Consider the following 18,925-nt stretch of genomic DNA (forward strand, 5'->3'; position numbering starts at 1 on the left):
AAAAATATATAAGAGGGCAATAAAAATCCACTGTATCGATTTCGCATTCGTACAGTGGATTATTTACCTATTCCATCCATGGGTCTTTCCTCCTTGTTTAATTGATATCTATTTAAAACTATCCTTTCTGAATAGTGTTTTCAATAATATTTCGATTACTTTGCCATTGGACTATACCTCGTTTCTTTAAAATTTAAATGTTGAACTTATGTTTTTGGTGGTCCGTCCTCCTTTTCTTTTGATGTCTTAATAATAACTCATAAATCGGGATGTGTCAATATGAAGTCAGAAAAAAATCCATATAAAATAAAAAAACCAGAATAGACAGAAAATAATTATGATAAAGAAAGAGGTTAACTTCGTATTGTCCTGAGGATCAGATTTCCTGTCAGGAAGGACAGCATATCATTTTCGCTGTTTTTAGTTATAGGGACTTCTTGAGAACAGGGAGTTTACCGGTCTTATGCAGAACGTACTGAAAACACTAGGTCAGGTCTACGGCAATCCGGTGGATATTGAGTATACAGTCAATCTGAATGAAGAAGGCGAGTTCGTAGTCAACCTTCTCCAGTGCCGGCCGCTCTATACGGGGGAGAAGGGAAGCATTACCGGGATTCCAGGACTGCCGGAGAAGGACTGCTTTTTCCGTCTCAGAGATTCCGCCATGGGGACTTCGGAGAGGGAGAAGATCGATGTGGTCATACAGATCGATGCGAAAGCCTACTATGAATATCCTTATGCGCTCAAGTCTCAGGCGGCGGAGGCAGTGGGCGCGGTCAATGCATGGTACAGAGGGAAAGGAAAGAAGATCCTACTTATGACGCCGGGAAGGGTGGGAACTTCTTCACCGGAACTGGGAGTGCCGGTGAGCTTTGCACAGATTTCCGGATTCCGGGGAATCTGTGAAGTCTCGGACAGCCGTGCGGGATATATGCCGGAGCTGAGTTACGGAAGCCATATGTTCCAGGATATGGTTGAGACGGGGATATTCTACTGTGCGCTGTGGGGCGATGACAGAACGGAGTATTATAATGAAGAACTGTTTGCCGGGCTGGAGGATCTTTTCCCGAAGATCTGTCCGGACCGGAAGGTGCTTTCAGGTATGTTCCGGGTGACGGAGCCGGAAGATTTGTGGTACTGGAATAATGAACAGACCGGGGAAACTTTGTGCGGTCTGTTGCGCCCTGAGACCAGACGGACTTTTCCTGACCGTAAATGAAACAGACGGTACGGATATGAAAACCGTATGTCCGGTACTGTAAGAGGAGTTTATGCAGATTTTAAATCAGTAAAGAGATAAATTGACATTTTCCTCACTTTGTGTTAATAATTCAATCATGACAAATTGAATGGGATTCCCCTGCCGACAGATGGTCCGTCAGGGGAATCCTGTTTCAAGGTAGATGAAAAAATTTAAGATACATTAAGAAAAGGCAGATGAAGTATATGATTAGCAGAAATTTGAGACTTTCATCTGATCAGGAATTACTGGTTGGAATTGACGTTGGATCCACCACGACAAAGATCGTTGCGGTGGACCCGGAACAAGGGACAATCCTGTATTCAAATTACAGACGGCACCATGCAAAGCAGTTAAAAAGTGTCGTCCGCGCGGTGGAGGAATTCGCGCGGGAATGCCCGGATGTGCCGGTGCGGATCGCGCTGACCGGTTCGGGAGCCAAACCCGTTGCAAAGAAAATGGATGTCCCTTTTGTACAGGAGGTGGCGGCAAATGCCATCGCGCTTCAGGACAAATATGAGTCCGTCGGGAGTGCCATTGAGCTTGGAGGACAGGATGCAAAGATGATTTTCTTCCGAAAGGAAGAGGGGACCGGCGCGCTCCAGGTTGCGGATATGCGGATGAACGGAAGCTGTGCCGGAGGGACCGGCGCATTTATCGATGAGATCGCGTCTGTTCTCAAAGTTTCCGTGGAGGATTTCAATGCGCTGGCTGAACAGGGAACCTGTGTCTATGATATTTCAGGACGGTGCGGCGTGTATGCCAAGACCGATATCCAGCCCCTTTTGAATCAGGGAGTGGCCAAGTCCGATCTGGCTCTTTCTGCATTTCACGCGATTGCCAAGCAGACCATCGGCGGTCTCGCCCAGGGACTTGAGATCAAAAAGCCGGTAGCATTTGAGGGAGGACCGCTTACATTCAATCCGGTTCTCGTCCGTGTTTTTGCCGAGCGTCTGGATCTCTCGCCGGAGGATATTTTAAGGCCGGAACACCCGGAACTGATGGTGGCCTACGGTGCAGCCATCTCACTGAAGACGATGTTTGAAACGAAAAGCCGTACCGCTTCCGAGTACGCACAGCTTCTTCAGAATGCAAAAGAAGAAAAGGATGCCGACTCGAAGGAAGCCCGGCCATTTTTTGCGTCTAAAGAAGAGGAAGAGATATTTCGCCGCAGACATGCGACAAAACCGGTGGAATGGAAACAGCCGGAACCGGGAGAGACGGTGAGAGCCTATCTGGGAATCGATTCGGGCAGTACGACGACAAAGTTTGTTCTGATCGGAGAAGATGAGGAAATTCTCGGCTCTTTCTATGCACCGAATGAAGGAGAACCGCTTATGGTGGCAAAGCGTGCCCTGATTGAGATGCGGGAGCGCTACAAAAAGGCGGGTGCCAGACTGGAAATCATTGCGGCAGGGACAACCGGATACGGTGAGCAGCTCTTTGCAAAGGCATTCCAGGCAGAGTACCATACCGTAGAGACGGTAGCACACGCAAGGGCGGTGCAGAAATATGTCAGTGATGCGACATTTATTCTAGATATCGGCGGACAGGACATGAAAGCGATCTGGATGGACAACGGTGTTATTACCAACATTCTTGTCAATGAGGCATGTTCATCAGGCTGCGGTTCCTTCCTGGAAAACTTCGCATCTACCTTGCAGATACCGTCAAAGCAGATCGCCGAGGTGGCATTTTCGTCCAGGCATCCGGCGGTGCTTGGAAGCCGGTGTACGGTCTTTATGAACAGCAGCATTATTACAGAGCAGAGAAACGGAAGACAGCCGGAGGATATCATGGCCGGTCTGTGCCGTTCCATTATAGAAAATGTCTTTACGAAAGTCGTCCGCATTTCCAACCGGGACTCTCTGGGAGACCGGATTGTCGTGCAGGGCGGCACGTTTGAAAATGATGCGGTAGTCCGGGCGATGGAAGAATACCTCGGGCGGGAAGTATTCCGGGCGCCGTATCCGGGCATCATGGGAGCCATCGGAATTGCGCTGATCGCAAAGGAACGCCACCAGAAAGAACCGGAGAAAAGGACGTTTATCGATCTGGACTCTCTGGATGATTTTTCCTATAAGCAGGAGTCCAATTCTCCGTGCCCGTTCTGCCAGAACCATTGTAAGAGGACGATCGTCACCTTCTCCAACGGCAATGCGTGGATCACGAACAACCGGTGTGAGAGGGGAACGGTGCTTGGCATGCCGGAGGATTCCAATGTTCGGCAGCAGTTAAAGGAAAAGACGCAGAAGGCAAATGCCGTGCCGAACCTGTTCCGGAAGCGGGAAAAGCTTCTGTTCCGGGAGTATCCGCATCCGGAGCTTGCACCGAAAAGGAACATTACCATCGGAATTCCGCGTGTCCTTTCCTTCTGGGAGACGATGCCGTTCTGGGTAACATTTTTTGAATCTCTGGGATTTGATGTAAAGATTTCGGATCCGAGTACAAGGAAGATTTATGAAAAAGGTCTTTCAGCGGTAACTTCAGATACAGTCTGCTTTCCGGCAAAGCTTGTCCACGGGCACCTGAGAAATCTGGCGTCCAAAAAGGTGGACCGGATTTTCATGCCATCGATCACGACGGTTCCGACCGAGAACACGGAAAAGACAAGTGAGTCCATGTGCGCGGTTGTAAAGGGATATCCGATTGTCGTGCGCAACTCGGACAATCCGGCGCAGATGTGGGGAATCCCGTATGACGCCCCGCTGTTCCACTGGTATACGAAGGAAGACCGGGACAGGCAGCTGACTCAGTATATGAAAGCGACCTTCCAGATCCCGGAAGAGATGACAAGACAGGCCATGGAAGCGGCAGACCGGGCGGAAGATACCTTCCACACCGAACTGAAAAAAGCGGGAAGCGCCATCCTTGAGGAAGTGACCCGTACCGGAAGATTCGCGGTGGTACTGGCGGCAAGGCCGTATCAGAATGATTCTCTGGTCAACCACGATCTGCCGGATATGTTTACGCGGATGGGAATCCCGGTGCTGACGGCGGACTCCCTGCCGGAGGCCAATGAGGTGGATTTAAGCAAAAGCCGGCTGGATATCGTAAACAACTACCATGCACGGATGATTTCTTCTGCAATCCTTGCGGCTGGCAACGAACATCTGGAATATGTGCAGATCGTAAGCTTTGGCTGCGGTCATGATGCATACCTTTCAGACGAAATCATCCGTCTCATGAAGGAGATTTCCGGTAAGACACCGCTTGTTTTGAAGCTGGATGAAAGTGATATTCAAGGACCGCTCCGAATCCGTGTCCGTTCCTTCCTGGAGACGGTAGCCATGGGAAGGGAGAAAAAACGGGGACTTGAACTTCATGAACTGAAAGATCCGTATCCGGTGAAATATACGAAAGAAAGCAGACAGGAAAAAGTTGTGTTGATCCCGAATACATCCCATGCCTTTTCCAGACTGATGGCAGCGGCCTATGCAGGGCAGGGAATCCGCACGGTTCCGCTGGAGATCGGTCGGGAGGAAGCGATCCGGCTCGGGAAGCAGTATGTGCACAATGATATCTGCTTCCCGGCACAGATTGTCATTGGCGAAGCTCTTGCGGCGCTGAAAAGCGGAAAGTACGATACCGACCATGTGGCAATCGCAATGGGAAAATATATCGGAGACTGCCGTCTTACCCATTACGGTGCGCTGCTTCGCAAGGCTCTGGATGATGCGGGATACGAGAATGTTCCGATTCTGACCAATGACGATATGGATTATCACAACCTGCATCCGGGCTTTCAGATGAATCTGCTTTCCGCCATGCGGATTGCCTTCGGTCTTCCTATGATCGATGTGCTGGAGGAACTTCTTCGGAAGATCCGGCCGTATGAGACGGAAGAAGGAAGTGCGGACCGGGCATTTGAAAAAGCAATGGATCAGGTGATAGGAGGACTGGAACGCTCCGGCATTTCCGGAATGAAGAAAGGCTTTAAAAAGGCCATCGAAATCATGAAACAGGTTTCATATGACCGGACAACCCCGCGGCCGCGGGTACTGATTGTCGGAGAGTACCTTCTGAATTTCCATCCGGGTGCCAACCATGAGATTGAAAGATATCTGGAAAACAACGGGTTTGAGATTGTTGAAGCGCGGATGACGGATGTAATCCGTAAGACTTATTTTTATAAAGACAGCCAGAACAGGGAATATCATCTGAAGAAGCCGGTCAAGGATAAGGTGTGGTTCCACACAGCAAATCAGATCTTCAATCTGGCCCACAACGTGACGGATTCGATCGCAAAAATGCATCCGCTTTATCGCCCGGCATGCAGAATGCAGGATCTGGTCAAGGACAGCGATCCGATCATTCATCATACGTTTGACGCGGGAGAAGGGGTGCTGATTCCGGGAGAAATCCTGCACCACGCAAAGAATGGCTGTAAGTTCTTCGTTATTTTACAGCCGTTTGGATGTCTACCGAACCATGTGGTCGGAAGAGGAATTTCCAAGAGGCTCAAAGAGCGGTATCCGGATATCCAGATCCTGACGCTGGATTATGATCCGGATGTCAGTTTTGCAAATATAGAAAACCGGCTCCAGATGCTTGTAATGAATGCGAAAACACGGAAAGAATAGCAGGAAAACCGCCTCATCCGTTTTCCCATGTTTTTTTAGAAAATGCACACAAAATTCTTACAATTACACTTTATAATAGAAAAAATAAACCCGAAAAGGGGTACTGCCCATGGGGCAGGATGGAAGGAGGGGTAAGGATGAGGCGGATGCTGAGAAGGATGCTGATCGCGGATGATGACATGCATCTGAGAAAACTGGTATCGACTTACGCAGAACTGGAGGGATTCCAGTGCCAGGAGGCGGAAAATGCGCAGGAAGCAATCGACCTGCTGGATAAGACGGATTTTGATATATTGATTCTGGATATTATGATGCCGGGAAAGGACGGTTTTGAGGCTCTTGCGGAGATCCGGGAGCACTCACAGATCCCGGTGATCATGCTGACTGCAAGGAGCGAGGAGTATGACAAGCTTCTTGGATTTAATCTGGGCGCGGACGATTATGTCTCCAAGCCGTTCAGTCCGAAAGAACTGATGGCAAGAGTGAATGCGGTACTCAAAAGGACCGGAAGCGCGCCGAATATGATTTTACAGTTTGGTGATCTGAGGATTCAGATCGATGCGAGGCTGGTGGAAATCGGGGAGAAGACGATCAATCTGCCGCCCAAGGAATTTGATTTGCTGGTTAAGCTGGCACAAAATGAACACATTGTCCTGACAAGGGAACAGCTTCTGGAGACAGTATGGGGATACGAGTACCATGGAGATACAAGGACCGTAGATTCCTATGTCAAATCTCTGAGAGAGCATCTGGGAGACCGCCGGAAGCTGATTCAGACTGTGTGGGGAGTCGGATATAAATTTGAGTACAGAGAATAAAAAAAAGCACTGCCTTTTTTCCAGCATGATGGCGCGTCTCTGGCTCATCATGATGGCTCTTGTCATCTTTACGATCGCCCTGATGTGGGTTATCCAGATCCTTGTCCTGGAGAGAAATTATACCAAGGTGGCGATTGAAGGGATACAGGAACGGCTGGAACCGGTGGAGGAACAGCTCAACAGTGAAGATCTGGCAGACAATGATCAGCTGATTCCATATTTGAGCAAGACGATTAACGGCAAGCTGATGATTGTCGATTCCGAAGGCCGGCTGGAAGCCATTTACAGTTACGGACACCAGCTGGACATCGATGAAGATGAGAAAAATATCAAGCCCTGGCAGAATATCAGAGACAGCGAAGAATACCAATCCATTCTGGACGGGGAGTCTTTCAGCAGGGAAGTGAGGGAAAGATCACAGCTGATATCTTATGAAATCGGGATTCCGGTCCTCTATAACGGAGAAAAGGAATATATTATTCTGACACAGAATTTTACGGAACTGAATCAGGTACTGGATATGAACCGCAGACAGCTGATCTTTTTCAGCGTTCTTCTGATGATTGCTTCGGCAATTCTGGCGCATATCCTTTCCAGAAAGTTTACGAAACCGATACATATTATCAAAGGTACCGTAGATGACCTGGCAAAAGGGGATCTGACAGCGGTACCGAACCTGAAGCTGAATGATGAAGTCGGACAGCTGGCGGACTCCGTGGAAGAGCTTTCACGGGCACTTCGGAGAGTGGACGATCTACGGAAAGAAGTCATTGCCAATGTCTCTCATGAACTCCGTTCTCCTCTGGCCCTGATCGGAGGGTATGCGGAAATGGTCCGCGACATCCACTGGAAGGATGAGGAAAAACGTACGGAAGATCTGAACCTGATTATCCGGGAATCAAAGCGTATGAGCGAGATGGTAAATGATATTCTGGACTATTCTCAGCTTCAGACTGGCTATCTTCAGTTGAAAAAAGAATGGTACAACCTGTATGAAATCGTAGAATCTGAAATCATGTTTTGCGAGCCGAGTGCCAGAGAGTACGGAATTCAGCTTCGGTTTGTTTCGGATGAAACGGAGATTCCGGTATATGTAGATGCGCTGAAAATGAGCCAGGTGATCCGAAACCTTCTATATAATGCTTTGAATCATACTGAAAATAAAAAGGAAATTATCGTATCCCTGAAGACGGGAGAAGATGGCTGTCTTGTAGAAGTGAAAAATCCGGGAAATCCAATTCCGGAGGAGGAGCGGGAACTGATCTGGGAGAGGTATCAGAGAAGCCAGCATCAGGCAGGACGCAGGGAGGGAACCGGGCTTGGGCTTTCCATTGTCAGCACGATCCTGAAAGCGCACGGCATGACCTATGGGGTGGATTATCAGGATCGGATGACGGTCTTCTGGTTCCGGACGTTAAAGGATGAGGAATCAAAATAGCAAAAAGATTATTCAAAGACCATTCAACAGGGGAAAGGGCGCATCCCTTTCTCCTGTTCTGAAAACAATTCTGTTTTATCAATTTGACCTATCATAAAATGATCACGAAAAGAGGATGTTATGAATATCGTATGTGAACTACTGTTTCTGACAGTACTTTTTGGTGCGGCAGTGTCGGACTGGAACGAAAGAAGGATTCCGGACCGTTATCCGGCACTTCTCCTGATTCCGGGGCTGCTTGCCGTTTTTACGGATACGTGGCAGCAGATGTCTCTTCTGCAGGCGGTGTCAGGGGCAGTGTCCAGTGCATTTCCGTTGTTTCTTTCCGCCCTGCTTGTAAAGGGAGCATTTGGAGGCGGAGATATCAAACTGATGGCGGCAGCCGGCTTCTGCCTCGGAACAAGTCGGGGGATCCTTGGGCTGTTTCTGGGGCTTCTGGCGGGAGGAATCTATGGACTTGCCATGACAGCCGTCAAAAAGCGCAAAAAGAAAGAGACCATTCCCCTTGGCCCCTTTCTTGCCCTCGGTCTTGCGGCCGCAAGTATGCTTCCATAAATTTGTGCAAAAAAGAAGTGAGACTTGATTGCTTTGGAGAAAAATGTCATAATAAGCGTTATGAAGTAAAATGGACAGGCGGAGGAACACCATTGTATACATTAACAGGAATCATTATTCACGGAAAAGGAAATGGAAGAAAGGTCGGTATGCCGACGGCGAATCTACAGTATCAGAAAGAGGACAAACTTCCGGAGCACGGAGTCTACGGAGTTATGGCGTGGATTGACGGGAAGCGGTACGCAGGTGTCACCAATGTGGGGACAAGACCTTCGGTGGACAATGATCCGAAGACTACGGTGGAGACATATATACCGGGGCTTGACATGGACCTGTACGGGAAAAAAGTGATGATTGAGTTTTATCTTTTCCTGCGGGGGATTCAGAAGTTTGATTCCCTTGAGGAAGTCAAAAATCAGGTGGATCAGGATGTCCGCCGGACAAGAGACTATTTTCACAAGATATTTCCGGGAGGTTTTGCAAATGAGGAAGAGACGAAAGAGACGAGTTAAAAAGCGGGTGCTGATTCCGTTGATTCTCCTTGCCGTCTCAGTGGCCCTGATGGCTGCGTCGGTGTATGTAGACGGATTTGCCGACTGGCATACAGAGCATATCTATCCGGCTCTGACGGGAAGTATCGGGCGGATTTTCGGGCTGGTTCCGACCTCTGTGGCGGAGATCGGCCTGTATCTTTTTGTGCTGACTCTCATTTTTGGTTTTCTGTACATTCTGCTTTCGATTATCCATAAAAACTGGAATTTTTACCGGACGAAGAAGACAGCGGTCGTACTGCTGTGGACAGTATCGGTTCTTGCATTTCTATATGTGATCAACTGCGGGATCAATTACCGGAGCACCTCGTTTGCAGAGCGGAGCGGAATTCTTCCGCGGGACTATACCGTGGATGAACTGCGGAGCGTCTGCCTGACGCTGACTCAGGCGGTGCAGGATACGGAGCCTTCTGTTACAAGGGACGATGACGGGGAGCTTCTTTTTACAACCGATGCCGGAAAGAATGCGGTCCGGGCCATGCAGACACTGGGGGAAGACTACCGGGAACTGAAGGGTTATTATCCGGAGCCGAAAAAGCTGATTTTTTCGGAATTCCTTTCCATACAGTCACTGACGGGAATTTATTCCCCGTTTACGGTGGAAGCCAATTATAATGGGGACATGACTGCGTATAATATCCCGTTTACCATGTGCCACGAGCTCTCCCATCTGAAAGGGTTCATGCAGGAACAGGAGGCGAACTTCATCGCCTGGCTTGCGTGTGGCCGGTCGGATGTGGTGGAATTCCGGTACAGTGCGGCTTTATCCGGATGGCTGTATGCGACCAACCAGTTCTGGAATTATGATCAGGCATCTTACGAGGAACTTTACGGGATGCTTCCGGAAAACGCAAGGAAAGACCTTCAGAGAAATGATGCGTTCTGGGCAGAGCATGAAGGCAGGATTGCGGAGGTGTCCAATCAGATTAACGATGCCTATTTAAAGTCGAACGGGCAGGAAAACGGTGTGGAAAGCTATGACAAGATGGTGGATATGCTTGTTGTCTATCTGCTGGATCATGCGTCCGGGCAGGGCGCATCCTAAAACGGCTGCGCATATGCCTTTTACATAATGACAGAAAAGAAACAGGAGAAAAATATGAAAGTATTACGGCAATTTTTAATTATAATGATAATTTCACTTCTGGGGGAGATCCTTAACCGGATCCTCCCGTTTCCGGTTCCGGCCAGTGTTTATGGACTGGTGCTGATGTTGACGGCATTGATGACCGGATTAATCCGTGTGCCTCAGGTCAAAGAGGCATCGGTGATTTTAATCGAACTGATGCCGGTGATGTTTATTCCGGCGGCGGTAGGACTGATGACAGCCTGGGATAAGCTGCGCCCGGTGGTAGTGCCGGTGATAGTGATCACCTTTGTGACGACGCTTCTCGTCATGGGAGTGACCGGCATTGTGACGGAAAAGGTCATCGAGAAAACGGAGAAAGGAGCAGAAGAATAAGATGCAGAGCTTTATTGAATATTCCCTCTTTTTTGGACCGGTGATCAGCCTGGTTGTCTACGAAGGGGGGCTTCTGCTGAAACGGAAGTACAAACTTGCGGTGCTGAACCCGCTTCTGATCACAGCGATTGTACTGATCGCCTTTCTGGCGCTCACCAACGTAGAGTACGAGTCCTATAATGCAAGCGCCAAATATATCAGTTATTTTCTGACTCCGGCGACGGTTGCCCTTGCGGTGCCGCTTTACGAACAGCTCAAGCTTCTGAAGGAAAATCTGGCGGCTGTTCTGTGCGGGCTCCTGGCGGGCGTACTGACAAGCCTTGTCAGCATTTTTCTGTTATCCAAACTGTTCGGTTTAAACCACGAGCAGTATGTAACCCTGCTCCCGAAGTCCATCACCACAGCTATCGGGATGGGAGTCTCAGAGGAAATGGGTGGTATAACCGCCATCACCGTGGCGGTCATCTGCGTGACCGGAATGATCGGAGATATCACGTCAGAATGGCTTTATAAGATCTTAAAGATCCGCCATCCGATCGCAAAAGGACTGGCCCTTGGGACCGCCTCCCATGCGATGGGAACCGCCAAGGCCATGGAGATGGGCGAAGTCGAGGGAGCCATGGGAAGCCTTGCGATCGTCACGGCAGGACTTTTGACGGTTGTGGGCGCATCCTTTTTCGCACAGCTTATGTAAATGTCCGGAAAATGTGATATACTGATAACGTTGGCATGAAATGCGGAGCAATCCGCAGCGTTATAGAGAGTTATAAGGATTAAAAGAACGGACAGGAGGGTAAGACTATGATTATGTTTCAGAATGATTATGTGGAAGGAGCGCATCCGGCCGTCCTTCAGAAACTGATAGATACGAATATGGAGCAGAGTGTCGGGTACGGGGAAGATCCGTACTGCGAAGAGGCAAGAGCCCGTATCAGAAAAGTAGTTGGCCGGGAGGACGTGGACATCCATTTTCTTGTGGGCGGCACGCAGACCAATCTGACCGTGATCGACGCGGCACTTCGCCCGTATCAGGGGGCGCTTTGCGCGCAGACCGGACATATCAATGTTCATGAAACCGGTGCTGTTGAGGCGTGCGGCCATAAAGTTCTTGCTCTGCCGGGCAAGGACGGAAAGATTACGGCGGCGCAGGTCAAAGAGGCCCATGACAGCCACTGGGCGGATGGAGCGCATGAACATATGGTACAGCCAAAGCTGGTATACATCTCACATCCGACAGAGCTTGGCACGCTGTATACAAAACAGGAACTGACAGATCTGAGAAAGGTCTGCGACGAGTGCGGACTGTATCTTTTCCTGGACGGTGCAAGGCTTGCCTATGGACTTGCAGCGGAAGGGACCGATGTGACGCTTTCTGACATTGCGGCACTGACAGATGCCTTTTATATCGGAGGCACCAAAGTGGGAGCGCTGTTCGGGGAGTGTGTCGTTATCAGCCATTCGGCGCTGAAGGAGGACTTCCGCTACCTGATCAAGCAGAAAGGCGGAATGCTCGCAAAGGGACGGCTCCTCGGCCTACAGTTCCTTGCCATGTTTGAGAATGACCTCTACATGGAGATGGGACGCCATGCGGACCGGCTTGCCATGAAGCTGAAAAAAGAGCTTCAGGAGAAAGGATACCGCTTCTATATGGACAGTATCACGAATCAGCAGTTCGTGATTGTGGAAGATACGAAATTGCAGGAACTGGAAAAAGAATTCCTGTTTAACCATGAGACACGCTATGACGCGGACCATACGGTGATCAGGATCTGTACGTCATGGGCAACAAAAGAAGAACATATTGAAAAACTGCTTGCGGCATTTTAAGACGCCCGGCCCTGATGAAAAAACAGGAGAATCCTCTTTTCATCGGGGCTTTCGTACCGCTTACAAAGAAATAAGGAGGGATGACAGCATGTCAGTTGCAGACAAATATATTGACTTTGTAAGACAGGAAGCAATCGAGCATCCTGAGAAAAGCTGGAACAAAATGATTTTCGGGTTTCAGGCAAACAAATGGAGAACCAGACTTCTGCCAAAGAGCGGGCTTTCCAAAGGATATCAGAAGCTGGAATCGATGATGATGTCACTGGTGGCGGACGCTCTTGCCAGAGAGGACAGCTATGTGTGGAGCAATATTTTCGCGCCGTGCGAGATCATGCAGAGCATGGGAATCCGGACACTCTCCATCGAGTGTCTTTCGTGCTATTTAAGCGGATATCATCTGGAAGATCAGTTCATCGACTATGCACAGAATGCCGGAATTGCGCCGACACTTTGTTCCTATCATAAGACCTTTGTCGGAGGCGTGGACAGCGGCGTGGTGAGCCTGCCCCACTATGCGGTGACGACCTCTCTTTCCTGTGACGGAAACCTCAATACGTTCCGTTATCTGGAGAAGAAAAAGGGAGTACCGTTTACCTTTCTGGATGTCCCGTACCGGGATGATGAGGCGTCAGTTTCCTATCTGGCGGATCAGCTTCGGGAACTTGCAGAGAAGCTTTCCGAAACTTTTGGAGTACGTTTCAGCGAGGAAAAACTGCGGGAGACCATCCGGATCGAAAATGAGACGAGAAAAGAGCTGTTCCGGTTTTTTGAACTTCAGAATACCTATTATTATCCGGGAGAGATCATCAGCCAGCTGTATCTGATGATGGGAACCCATCTGCTCATCGGAACGCAGGAATTTCTTGACTTGATCCGTTTTATGGTCGAGGATATTCAGACCTATCCGAAGTTTGAAGGAAAGAGGATTCTCTGGATTCATCTTCTGCCGTTTTATCAGGAAACACTGAAGAAATATTTTAACGGAAGCAAAGAGTATCAGATCACGGCAGGGGATATTGTCATTGATTACATGGAGAAGATGGATCCGGAAAAACCGTTTGAGTCACTTGCCAAAAAGATCATCCGGAATCTGTACAATGGCTCTTATTCACGGAAGGCCGATATGGTCGGAGAGCTGGCGGACCGGCTGAAACCGGACGCAGTCATCCATTTCTGCCACTGGGGATGCAAGCAGGCATCCGGCGGAAGTCTGATCTTGAAAGACCGGATGAAAGAAAAAGGCATCCCGACGCTGATTCTGGACGGTGACGGGATTGACAAGAGAAACAGCCACGATGGACAGATCAAGACGCGGCTGGAGGCATTTTTAGAATTGTTGGAGACAGAGGAAAAGGAATGTTAGGATATATATGTAAATATGCACCTGTGGAAGTCTTCGCGGCCATGGGAGAAACGGTTCAGAGGATTGAGCCGCAGGTGACCAGTTTTAATCAGGCGGATATGAAGATGCATCCGAACATCTGCAGCTTTGCGAAGGGCGTGCTGGAGGAAGTGTCAAAAGGAGAGTATGATGGAATCATCCTGACGACGTGCTGCGACAGCATCCGCAGGCTCTATGACGTACTGACAGAGGAGATGCCGGATAAATTTATTTACATGCTGGATACGCCGCGGATCATCAAAGATGCGGGGATCACACTTTACGCACAACGGATCCGTGACATGATCCATGCTTATGAAGTATATTCCGGTAAGAAGTTTGAGGAGGAAAAGCTGGAAGAAATTATCCGGGCCCATCAAAGGGAGGAAATGATTTCCCTGAAAAAGGGCGGGCCGAATATTGGAATCATCGGTGCAAGAGCCGACGAGACGATCAAACAGATCTTAAAGGACAAAGGGGCCAATGTGGCATTTGACCTGACCTGTACCGGTCTTGCGAGAAAGCTGCTCTACGATGCGGAAGATGTGTTTGGCGGATATGTAAGAGGGCTTTTAAGCCAGTTTCCGTGTATGCGGATGAAGGCTGCCGCCGGAAGAGACGATCTGATTCAAAAATATGCAGAAAGTGTGGACGGGGTACTTTACCATACCGTCCAATTCTGCGATAATTATTCGTATGAGTACGCATGGCTCAAAGGGATTTTAAAGAAGCCGATGCTGCTTCTGGAGACAGATTACACGAAGCAGAGTTACGGACAGGTGCTGACCAGGATGGAAGCATTTCTGGAATCACTGAAAGGCAGCAGGAAAGAGACATCAAAAAGGAGAGGTGAGGAAAGCATGTATGTAATGGGGATTGACAGCGGATCGACGTCGACCAATGCCGTGATCATGGATCAGGACAGAAAAATCCGGGCATTTTCCGTGATCCGGACCGGAGCAAAGTCCGGCGAGAGTGCGGACCGGATTTTAAAAGAGGTGCTTGACCGGGCCGGACTGAAACGAGAAGACATCGCAAGAATTGTATCTACCGGATATGGAAGAGTCAGCATTCCGTTTGCAGATGAAAATGTTACCGAGATCAGCTGCCACGGCAAGGGCGCTCATTATTTCAATCCGAAGATCCGGACGATTCTCGACATCGGAGGACAGGACAGTAAGGGAATCCGGTTAAATGAAAACGGCGAAGTCGTGGACTTTGTCATGAATGACAAGTGCGCGGCAGGAACCGGACGTTTCCTTGAGATGATAGCAAGATCTCTGGAGATCGATATCGATGAACTGGGACCGATCGCCATGAAATCGACGGAGGATATTGAAATCACAAGCATGTGTTCCGTTTTTGCGGAGTCGGAGGTGATCTCTCTGATCGCCAATAACAAAGAAAAGGCGGATATCGCAAATGGAATCTGCAGGGCGATCGCGAATAAATCCTACTCACTTTTAAAGAGAGCAGGGATGGAGCCGGAATTTATGATGACCGGCGGCGTTGCGAAAAATCCGGGTGTTGTGCGTGCGGTAGAAGAAAAAATCGGGGAAAAACTTTATATCTGTCCGGAACCGGAGATTGTGGGAGCAGTGGGAGCTGCGCTTTACGCACTGGAGCAGATGTAGGTAGAAAGAGAGGAAGAGATGAAGAAGGCGGCGAAAATCTGGAGAATCGTTTTATCTCTGATTGTAGTGATTTTATATTCAGTTGTATGGCAGCTGCCGGTAGGAGGGGAAAACTACAATCTGATCAGCGCATGGATTCAGGCGCTTCAGGCCGGTGACTATATGCAGTTCTGGCTTGGGTCATCGGCAGGTCCGACGCTGGCATTTTGTCATATTCTGGGAACCATTGCCGCACTGCTTTATGTGGTGCGTCTGATTCTGATGCTTTTGAAAAAAGAGGTTCATGCGCTGGACCTGGCGTCACGGGCAATGGTATTTCTGTGCCTGATCGCCTGCATTCAGGCGGCAAACGCTTATGGCGGTGCACACGGAACAGCACTGAATAATGAACAGGCTGAGCTGATGCCGTTGCTTTTTGTATCCATTGCCAGTTTGTTTGAATATGTAGGTTTCCGTTTCCTGGATGAATGGTACGAGCAGATGGCAGCCTACCGGGAAGTCAAACGTCAGGAGAGAGCGGCGAAGCTCCGTAGAAAGCAGGCACTTTATTTTCCTGGGCGGTATCCGAAAGAACTTGGAATCCTTATCTGGGAAAACTTTCGTTCCAGCATGAAAGACGGTGTGCTTCTCATTCTGGGAGGGATCTTTACTGCGATCTTCCTTATTGTTGCCTTCGGAGTATTCCTTTCATCCGGAAATATTCCGCAGGTACCGGGAATTCCGGAGTGGATTTTGAAACTGCAAGGGATCTTTACAAGTTCTACAGTGATGATTATTTTCCTCTGCATCCTGCTGATGTACAACCTGATTTCCAATTATACGAAGGTGAGAAACCGGGAATACCGGACTTTCCTGATTCTCGGTATCCGTACCCGGACGATCTACCTGCTGTTTGCAGTAGAATTTGCCATTAGTATGGTGTTGGCCGCCATTCTCGGTCTGCTTGCCGGGGGGATCATATACTCTGTACTTCGAGTGATGCTTCAGGGCCGGATCGTGCTGCCATCGTTCTTTTCCTCCTATGTGATCGGCTGGGGCGGGATTGCATTTCTTCTGACAATGATTCTGGCCACTATGCTGAATCAGGAAAATATCCTGCGGATGGGCAATTCCACTGTGCTCTACGAGGAGAAAGAGGCGGAGACCGTGCCGTCTGCCGTATGGAGAAGGGTGATTATGGGGCTGGTGCTGCTTGACGTGGCAGCGACATGGTATACATCGGAAGCCTGGAGCGAGAATAAGGGAAGCTATCTGTTTGTTGCCCTTGGCGTGTTCCTCATTCTGACCGGAGTGATGGTAAGAAGCGTCAAAAAAGCTCGGCTGAATCCGAAAAAATATATTAAGGATGTGCTTTGGAACAAGGAATGGAGATACCGGTTTAAAAAGAACCGGTGGAGTATTTACGTCATGACAGTTGTACATATCTGCGTCCTTTCCTTTGCCGGAATTCCGTTGATCAGTGGAATGATTACGCCATCGGCGGAGGCGCAGCTGCCATATGATATTGTCAGCATGGCCTATGATCAGGATATGGATCGGGTGGAAGCGGTCATGGAAGAGTATGACGTGAAAACGCAGGTTTATCCGATGGTGCGGGTTAACTCGGTAAGAGGAAACAGCAGTCTGGAAGACGAGCGGATGGTAAGCATGGAGCAGGGACAGTATATCGGGATTTCCGAAGATACCTACCGGGCTTTGAAAGAGGCACTTGGAAAAACACCGGAGAATCTGGATTTAAAAGATGGAGAGATTCACACGGTTTACCAGCAGAATGTATCCATGCCGGCCAGAAATCTGGATTACAGCGGTTCCAGAACGGGAAATTATCTCCGGTTCGGACAGCCGCTTCTCTACTACAGCGTAGACCGCAGGCATGAGATTTACACCGGTCATGAGGAAGTCGGCAGAGAGCGGGACATTCTGACGGGAGTGCTGGGAGAAGGAGAACAGGAACATCTTGTTGTCTTTTCCGATGAAGAATTTGAGCGGGGATACGAATCCGTACGGAAGAAAAATGAAGAAAACATGCCGGTTCTTCTGGAGCAGGGAGAGGCAGCATGGGAAGAATACATGGTTCAGAATGAGGACAACCTGACGGACGGGCCGACCAATCTGATTCTGTGGGAAGTACCGAAGGATCAGTACGAGGATGTGGTTTCGGCGCTTTCTTTCCTGGAGGAAGAGCATCCGATCGACCGGTTATTTGATGAGCGGGTCGGCAATCTTTATCCGAAGGATGAGATGATTGGAAAGGTGAAAGAGAGTAATGTCCGGGATCTGACGACACAGGCTGTGGCAGCGGCGCTTGTCTTTGTATTCGGACTCTTCCAGATTTATTCCAAGACGCAGAGCGAGGCGGGAACGATGCAGGAGCAGGATCTGTTCCTGATCCGGCTTGGAATGAAGGGAAAAGAGCGTCGGAAACTGATGCACCGTCAGATTCACCGGCCATTCTGGATTTCCGCGGCCGCCGGAATTCTGATCGAGACAGTATTTGCGCTGCTGACATTTGAAGTGCGGTCCTACCAGACAGAGGATATGCTGCGGTATACGGTTGCGGCAGCGGTCTTTACCATCCTCTACTACCTGATCTGGGAGATCTGGCTGACCGTGATGGAACGGAAAATATGGAAAGAAGCCGGGAACGGGAAATAAAAGGGAATCAGCGGATTCCGGCTGAAATATGGGCACAGGCTCAGGGGGGAAAACGTGTACAACCTGGCAATGAGAGAAGTGGCAAAGAGACATATTTCACAAGTACTTTCGATTGAGCGGGCGGAAAGAAAAGACAGAACCAATTTGAGGAGATGAGTGAAATAAACAGGAAGAAATGGCTGCTTGTTCCGGTGGCGGTCTGGGTGACGATGAATTATGCACCGCCGGCCTACTCGGATTCCTACACATGGATCCTTCCGGACGGCGAAGAATATGTGCCTTATACCAACCTGCGCTGTGTCGTTCTGACCGGGGAAGAATACGGGCAGTATCGGGTTGCGGATCCGATAAACGGATGGCAGACCGTGGAGAAAGAGACATTCTGGAGCAGCTTTGATGCGGTAGGGCGAAGGGCGGTGACCATAGCAGGAAACGAGGAGGCACTTGCCTGAAAAACAGGTTCAGACAAAATAAAAAATGGAAATATTACCGACTCTGTCAGGCAAAACCTGACGGAGTCTTTTCGTTTAACAGGAAACTTCGTTCCCTGTTAAACAACAACGCTCCGCGGGATGCGCACTCGCGCAAAGCAGAAATTTGTCGCTAAAGCGACCGCGCCCGGCGCGAAAGTTCCGCAAGCGCAACTCGTTGTTCTACGAAACGCCGCTGCTGTCTTTTATGCCGGATTTTCTTTCTTTCGTGCTGTTAGTGTATAATTATTATTGGCAAAAATAGGAATTTTTCCTAAATAAAAAGGGAAGCAGAGAAAATCCCTACTTCC

Annotated in this window: 14 protein-coding genes; all 14 read left to right on the forward strand. The window is 49.2% G+C overall.

Annotated elements, in window-relative coordinates:
- Window positions 1–463: 463 nt before the first annotated feature.
- Window positions 464–1,219, forward strand: coding sequence for a PEP/pyruvate-binding domain-containing protein (locus FGQ85_RS14320; protein WP_138373783.1), 756 nt, complete (start codon window positions 464–466; stop codon window positions 1,217–1,219).
- Between the two features lie 227 nt (window positions 1,220–1,446).
- Window positions 1,447–5,823 carry an acyl-CoA dehydratase activase gene (locus tag FGQ85_RS14325; RefSeq protein ID WP_138373784.1) on the forward strand — a complete coding sequence of 1,459 codons (4,377 nt, stop codon included), beginning with the start codon at window positions 1,447–1,449 and terminating at the stop codon, window positions 5,821–5,823.
- Between the two features lie 137 nt (window positions 5,824–5,960).
- Window positions 5,961–6,641 carry a response regulator transcription factor gene (locus FGQ85_RS14330; protein WP_347563106.1) on the forward strand — a complete coding sequence of 227 codons (681 nt, stop codon included), beginning with the start codon at window positions 5,961–5,963 and terminating at the stop codon, window positions 6,639–6,641.
- Window positions 6,625–8,079, forward strand: a complete 1,455-nt coding sequence (locus FGQ85_RS14335; RefSeq protein ID WP_138373785.1) for a HAMP domain-containing sensor histidine kinase — start codon at window positions 6,625–6,627, stop codon at window positions 8,077–8,079. Before FGQ85_RS14330 ends, FGQ85_RS14335 begins: the two co-directional genes overlap by 17 nt.
- A gap of 120 nt (window positions 8,080–8,199) precedes the next feature.
- A complete protein-coding gene (locus FGQ85_RS14340) occupies window positions 8,200–8,634 on the forward strand; it encodes an A24 family peptidase (protein WP_138373786.1) in 435 nt (144 codons plus the stop codon).
- A gap of 92 nt (window positions 8,635–8,726) precedes the next feature.
- Window positions 8,727–9,146 (forward strand): riboflavin kinase, encoded by a 420-nt coding sequence (locus tag FGQ85_RS18460; protein WP_162610197.1) that lies wholly within the window; start codon window positions 8,727–8,729, stop codon window positions 9,144–9,146.
- Window positions 9,118–10,230, forward strand: a complete 1,113-nt coding sequence (locus FGQ85_RS14350; protein ID WP_171027981.1) for a DUF3810 domain-containing protein — start codon at window positions 9,118–9,120, stop codon at window positions 10,228–10,230. The genes FGQ85_RS18460 and FGQ85_RS14350 overlap by 29 nt, the downstream gene beginning before the upstream one ends.
- Window positions 10,231–10,284: 54 nt before the next feature.
- Window positions 10,285–10,647, forward strand: a complete 363-nt coding sequence (locus FGQ85_RS14355) for a CidA/LrgA family protein (RefSeq protein ID WP_138373789.1) — start codon at window positions 10,285–10,287, stop codon at window positions 10,645–10,647.
- 1 nt (window position 10,648) lies between these two features.
- Window positions 10,649–11,341, forward strand: a complete 693-nt coding sequence (locus tag FGQ85_RS14360; RefSeq protein WP_138373790.1) for an LrgB family protein — start codon at window positions 10,649–10,651, stop codon at window positions 11,339–11,341.
- Between the two features lie 107 nt (window positions 11,342–11,448).
- Entirely contained in the window at window positions 11,449–12,474 is a 1,026-nt protein-coding gene (locus tag FGQ85_RS14365; RefSeq protein ID WP_087253126.1) for a low specificity L-threonine aldolase, read from the forward strand.
- 88 nt (window positions 12,475–12,562) lie between these two features.
- The gene (locus FGQ85_RS14370; protein WP_138373791.1) at window positions 12,563–13,837 is read left to right on the forward strand and encodes a 2-hydroxyacyl-CoA dehydratase family protein; all 1,275 of its coding nucleotides are present in this window, start codon (window positions 12,563–12,565) and stop codon (window positions 13,835–13,837) included.
- Complete coding sequence (locus FGQ85_RS14375; protein WP_138373792.1) at window positions 13,831–15,489, forward strand: acyl-CoA dehydratase activase; 1,659 nt, start codon at window positions 13,831–13,833, stop codon at window positions 15,487–15,489. Before FGQ85_RS14370 ends, FGQ85_RS14375 begins: the two co-directional genes overlap by 7 nt.
- 18 nt (window positions 15,490–15,507) lie before the next feature.
- Window positions 15,508–18,144: an FtsX-like permease family protein gene (locus FGQ85_RS14380; protein ID WP_138373793.1), complete on the forward strand. Its 2,637-nt coding sequence runs from the start codon at window positions 15,508–15,510 to the stop codon at window positions 18,142–18,144.
- A gap of 152 nt (window positions 18,145–18,296) precedes the next feature.
- Entirely contained in the window at window positions 18,297–18,596 is a 300-nt protein-coding gene (locus FGQ85_RS14385) for a hypothetical protein (RefSeq protein WP_138373794.1), read from the forward strand.
- Window positions 18,597–18,925: the final 329 nt, after the last annotated feature.

The organism is Pseudoflavonifractor sp. BSD2780061688st1 E11, assembly GCF_005844125.1.
Classification (GTDB): domain Bacteria; phylum Bacillota; class Clostridia; order Lachnospirales; family Lachnospiraceae; genus Sellimonas; species Sellimonas catena.

Coding starts and splice junctions, on each gene's coding strand:
- FGQ85_RS14320 (WP_138373783.1), top strand. CDS start 464: ATGCAGAACGTACTGAAAACACTAGGTCAGGTCTACGGCAATCCGGTG.
- FGQ85_RS14325 (WP_138373784.1), top strand. CDS start 1,447: ATGATTAGCAGAAATTTGAGACTTTCATCTGATCAGGAATTACTGGTT.
- FGQ85_RS14330 (WP_347563106.1), top strand. CDS start 5,961: ATGAGGCGGATGCTGAGAAGGATGCTGATCGCGGATGATGACATGCAT.
- FGQ85_RS14340 (WP_138373786.1), top strand. CDS start 8,200: ATGAATATCGTATGTGAACTACTGTTTCTGACAGTACTTTTTGGTGCG.
- FGQ85_RS14350 (WP_171027981.1), top strand. CDS start 9,118: ATGAGGAAGAGACGAAAGAGACGAGTTAAAAAGCGGGTGCTGATTCCG.
- FGQ85_RS14355 (WP_138373789.1), top strand. CDS start 10,285: ATGAAAGTATTACGGCAATTTTTAATTATAATGATAATTTCACTTCTG.
- FGQ85_RS14360 (WP_138373790.1), top strand. CDS start 10,649: ATGCAGAGCTTTATTGAATATTCCCTCTTTTTTGGACCGGTGATCAGC.
- FGQ85_RS14365 (WP_087253126.1), top strand. CDS start 11,449: ATGATTATGTTTCAGAATGATTATGTGGAAGGAGCGCATCCGGCCGTC.
- FGQ85_RS14370 (WP_138373791.1), top strand. CDS start 12,563: ATGTCAGTTGCAGACAAATATATTGACTTTGTAAGACAGGAAGCAATC.
- FGQ85_RS14375 (WP_138373792.1), top strand. CDS start 13,831: ATGTTAGGATATATATGTAAATATGCACCTGTGGAAGTCTTCGCGGCC.
- FGQ85_RS14380 (WP_138373793.1), top strand. CDS start 15,508: ATGAAGAAGGCGGCGAAAATCTGGAGAATCGTTTTATCTCTGATTGTA.
- FGQ85_RS14385 (WP_138373794.1), top strand. CDS start 18,297: ATGAGTGAAATAAACAGGAAGAAATGGCTGCTTGTTCCGGTGGCGGTC.